This window comes from Saccharopolyspora sp. NPDC050389 (assembly GCF_040655595.1).
Classification (GTDB): domain Bacteria; phylum Actinomycetota; class Actinomycetes; order Mycobacteriales; family Pseudonocardiaceae; genus Saccharopolyspora.
Window position 1 is genome coordinate 1 of the sequence record NZ_JBFAKG010000108.1, and the last position, 3066, is coordinate 3066.

The 3066-nt window shown below is 71.3% G+C and carries 4 protein-coding genes; all 4 read right to left on the reverse strand.

Going from position 1 to position 3066, the window contains the following annotated elements; genetic code table 11:
- Positions 1–88: 88 nt before the first annotated feature.
- Positions 89–778 (reverse strand): DUF899 family protein, encoded by a 690-nt coding sequence (locus AB0I53_RS42235; protein WP_358614927.1) that lies wholly within the window; start codon positions 776–778, stop codon positions 89–91.
- A 103-nt stretch (positions 779–881) separates the two neighbouring features.
- Positions 882–1526, reverse strand: coding sequence for an RNA methyltransferase (locus AB0I53_RS42240; protein ID WP_358614929.1), 645 nt, complete (start codon positions 1524–1526; stop codon positions 882–884).
- Positions 1523–2071, reverse strand: a complete 549-nt coding sequence (pyrE, locus tag AB0I53_RS42245; protein WP_358614931.1) for an orotate phosphoribosyltransferase — start codon at positions 2069–2071, stop codon at positions 1523–1525. The genes AB0I53_RS42240 and pyrE overlap by 4 nt, the downstream gene beginning before the upstream one ends.
- Positions 2072–2127: 56 nt before the next feature.
- Positions 2128–2901 (reverse strand): SDR family oxidoreductase, encoded by a 774-nt coding sequence (locus AB0I53_RS42250; RefSeq protein WP_358614933.1) that lies wholly within the window; start codon positions 2899–2901, stop codon positions 2128–2130.
- Between the last annotated feature and the right edge of the window lie 165 nt (positions 2902–3066).

The window sequence follows — 3066 nt, forward strand, 5'->3', positions numbered from 1 at the left end:
CAGATCAGCGCCAGCGCGTGCTCCCGCTGCTCTTCGGCGAGTTCTCCGAGCGCGATCTGGCCCTTCGGCACCAGGGCGCCGGGCCGGATCAGGGTTCGTCCGGTCCGTAGAGCGCGGCGATGTCTTCGGAGCCGGACCACCGGCTGTAGGCGGGCTCCTGCGGCCAGCCCTCGGGCGAGTCCTGCCACTCCTCCTGCCGCCCGTACGGCAGCAGGTCGATCAGCGCGAAGGTGTAGCTGAGCTGCTCGGTGCCGCGGCCATTGGTGTGCCAGGTGCGGTAGACGGTGTCGCCGTCGCGCAGGAACACGTTGACGGCGAATCCTCCGCCGGGCGGTGCGCCGACGTCGGAGCCGAACGTGCTGTTCGCCGTGGAATACCAGGGCATCTCGTTCCCGACCCGCCGCTTGTAGGCGAGCGCCTCGTCGATCGGGCCTTGGGTGACGATGACGAACCGGGCGTCGTAGTTGTTCAGGAACTCAAGCCGGGTGAACTGCGAGGTGAACCCGGTGCAGCCCCCGCACTGCCATTCCTTGCCCGGGAACCACATGTGGTTGTAGACGATCAGCTGCGACTCGCCGTCGAAGATGTCCGCCAGCCGAACCGGCCCCTCCTCGCCCTCGAGGGTGTAGTCGGGCATCTCGACCATCGGCATGCGGCGGCGCTGCGCGGCGATCGCGTCGAGCTCCCGGGTCGCGGCCTTCTCCCGGGCGCGCAGCTCGTCGAGCTGGCGCTGCCAGGTGTCGGCGTCGACTACGGGCGGAAGCGCGTTGGTGGTCATGGGTTCCCCCAACTGATCGTGGTCTGTTCGCGGCTTACCTGAACAGACCACGCCAGGTCGAAGAACTCATCGGTGGCCGGCGACGGCACGGCCCCGAGACGGATCACCAGGCGTCGGCGAGATCGGCGTGCTGCTCGATCCAGGTGTGCATCACGACGCCCGCCGCGACGCCGGCGTTGATCGAGCGGGTCGACCCGAACTGCGCGATCGACACCACCAGGTCCGCGCCGTGCCGCGAGTCCTCCCGCAGGCCAGGGCCTTCCTGGCCGAACAGCAGCACGCAGCGGCGCGGCAGCGCCGTCCGCTCGATCGGCACCGCGCCGGCGGTGTTGTCCACCGCCACCAGCGCCAGGTCGTGCTCGGCCGCGTAGCCGCGCAGCGACTCCAGGTCGGTGTGGTGGTGGATGTGCTGGTACCGGTCGGTGACCATCGCGCCGCGCCGGTTCCACCGCCGCCGCCCCACGATGTGCACGGCCTTCGCGGCGAAGGCGTTCGCGGTGCGCACCACCGTGCCGATGTTGTGGTCGTGCTGGAAGTTCTCGATGGCCACGTGGAAGTCGTGCCGCCGCAGGTCCAGATCGGCGACGATCGCCTCGCGCCGCCAGTACCGGTAGTGGTCCACCACGTTGCGCCGGTCGCCGTGCTCCAGCAGCTCCGGGTCGTAGCGCTCGTCGGTCGGCCACCGGCCCGGCCAGGGGCCGACGCCAACGGTGGTTCCCCACTCGGTGGGACCGAGCTCCTCGCTCACGCCAACCCGAGGTCGGCCAGGCCCAGCAGCGAGCGGTACGGCAGCCCTGCAGCCTCGATCGCCTCGCGCGCGCCGGTGTCGCGGTCGACCACGGTCGCCACGCCGACGATCTCGGCGTCGGCTGCGCGCAGTGCCTCGACGGCGGTGAGAACGCTGCCGCCGGTGGTGGAGGTGTCCTCGACGGCGAGCACACGGCGCCCGGTGACGTCCGGGCCCTCGATCAGCCGCTGCATGCCGTGCGCCTTGGTGCTCTTGCGGACGACGAAGGAGTCCAGCCCGGGGCCTTCGGCGTGCATCATCGCGGTGGCGACGGGATCCGCGCCGAGGGTGAGGCCGCCGACGGCGGCGTAGTCCCAGTCGGCGGTGAGCTGGCGCAGCAGAGCGCCGATCAGCGGCGCCGCCTGGTGGTGCAGCGTCGCGCGGCGGAGATCGACGTAGTAGTCGGCTTCCTTGCCGGAGGACAGGGTGACCCGACCGTGCACGACGGCGAGTTCCCGGACCAGGCGGGCGAGCTCGGTGCGCTGCTGTTCATCCACTTTGACCACGAGTTTTCAGCATACCGGCCGGGTGCCGGGCCCTCGTGGGCGGTAATGGTCGCGGCTCAGGTGCGGCCCGGGACGGTGCGCGTCACGATCATGCGCTGGAGCTTCTGCGGCACCAACCGGCCGATGGCGACCAGCGCCTTGTACTGCACGCCCGGCACCGACACGGGCTTGCCGTGGCGCAGGTCGGCCAGGGCCTCGTGCACCACCTGGTCGGCCTGCAGCCAGAACGCCCTGGGCAGCCGGGCCATCTCCAGCCCGGCCCGCTGGTGGAACTCGGTCTGGGTGAAGCCCGGGCACAGCGCCATGACCCGCACCCCGCTGCCGGTCAGCGACACCGACAGCCCTTCGGAGAAGGCGGTCACGTAGGCCTTGGTCGCCCCGTAGGTGGAGCCGGCGACCGGGAAGAACCCGGCCACGCTGGACACGTTGATCACGTCGCCCTGGCCGCGCTCCCGCATCCCGCGCACCGCGGCGTGCGTCAGCGCGAGCACGGCGGCGACGTTGACGTTCAGCTGCCGCTGCAGCTCGGCGGAGGTGGTTTCCCAGAACGACCCGGCCGTGCCGAACCCGGCGTTGTTGACCAGCAGGTCGACCGGGCGATCGGGGTCGGAGAGGCGCTGCTCGACCTGGGCGCGCTGCTCGAGGTCGGCGAGGTCCGCCGAGAGCACCTCGACCCGGACGCCGTGCCGGGCCTCCAGGCGATCGGCGAGTTCGGCGAGCCGTTCGGCGTCGCGGGCCACCAGGACCATGTCGTGGCCCTCGGCGGCGAGTCGGCGGGAGAAGGCGCGCCCGATGCCCGCGGTGGCGCCGGTGACGAGTGCGGTAGCCATGGCCCGAACCTACCGAAGAGTTCACCCGACCCGACCACCCGTGCCCACACCGACGACGCCCGGCCGCCGGAGCGGCGCTCCAGCAGAAACGGGGTGCAGCTCCCAGAGGATCAGCACCTTCCACTTGCCGGACACCACGTCCATCGCGGCGTCGATGCCGCAGAA

Coding starts and splice junctions, on each gene's coding strand:
- AB0I53_RS42235 (WP_358614927.1), bottom strand. CDS start 778: ATGACCACCAACGCGCTTCCGCCCGTAGTCGACGCCGACACCTGGCAG.
- AB0I53_RS42250 (WP_358614933.1), bottom strand. CDS start 2,901: ATGGCTACCGCACTCGTCACCGGCGCCACCGCGGGCATCGGGCGCGCC.